This is a genomic window from Bacillus sp. mrc49 (assembly GCF_002803435.1).
This window is the reverse complement of sequence record NZ_PHNG01000594.1, coordinates 1-1,016: the sequence shown is the minus strand read 5'-3', so window position 1 is coordinate 1,016 and position 1,016 is coordinate 1. Positions and strand designations below refer to the sequence as shown.

The window sequence follows — 1,016 nt, the reverse complement described above, 5'->3', positions numbered from 1 at the left end:
TTCATTTTATCGACTGCATTACTTCTTAACTTATGGAAATCTTTTATTACAGCAATAGTAAAGTCTTTGACCTTTTTTCCGCCCGCTTTCAAGGCGTCAAAAACTTTATTGACTATTTTTCTAAAACTCTCGCTATGTTTGTAAGCATAGATTAAACCCGCAACAAGTAATCCTATAGCTGTAATAACAAGACCTACAGGGTTGGCCCTCATGGCTGAATTAACTATTTTAACAGCGACGCCTACGCCTTTTAAGCTGCCTTTTAATACATTTAGCGCTCCCTTGGCTAAACCCGTAATGATTGGGCCAATTTTTTTTAGTGCGCTGGCTGCTCCTTTTGATACATGGCCTATCATTGAGAGTTTCCCGGTTGTCTTGTCGCCTCTTCCGTTAAACAAACTAAAAAGATTAATCATTTTAGTTACTGATCCAGCTAATAAACCGAAGCTAAAAACAACAGGCACAGCCGCTGCACCTATAAGGCCTATAATAATAGCAATATTTTTACCTGTCGGCCCTAACCCATTAAATACATTTGTAACCTTTGCAAGGGCAGCATTCACTTTCGGTAAAATCGCAGTTGCTATATTTAAAAGCATATCGCCCGTTGGTTGGAAATCCTGTTTAAACTTGGCCCAGGCTGCATTAAATTTAGTAACCGGCATGGAATCTATATCTTTTTGCAAATTTTTAGCTGCGTCGCTATCCACTTTTAAGCCGTCACTATTTACAATGGCCTCAATAGTACCTAAGTCAATATCTTCCCCTTGAGTACCCGATACGGCGGCCCATGCTCCTTTTTGGTCTTCTTTAGACGCCCCTTTTAAAGATTTTTGTACCAATTCCAAGAATCCTTTATAGTCTACTTTTCCGTCTTGGTACTGCATGTATTCTTCAAAAAGACCCGCTTTGTCGTATGTTTTAGGGGCTTCACTATCTAACCGTATAGCCCCTTCTTTCATGAAATCTTGTATTTTGTCGGCACTCCACCCGCCGGCCTGCAGCCCGGATTGTAT

Annotated in this window: 1 protein-coding gene; it reads right to left on the bottom strand. The window is 40.5% G+C overall.

Annotation, left to right across the window (positions count from 1 at the left end):
• Positions 1 to 1,016: hypothetical protein (locus CVN76_RS06245; protein ID WP_157805563.1), on the bottom strand; the 1,016-nt coding region annotated here is incomplete at both ends.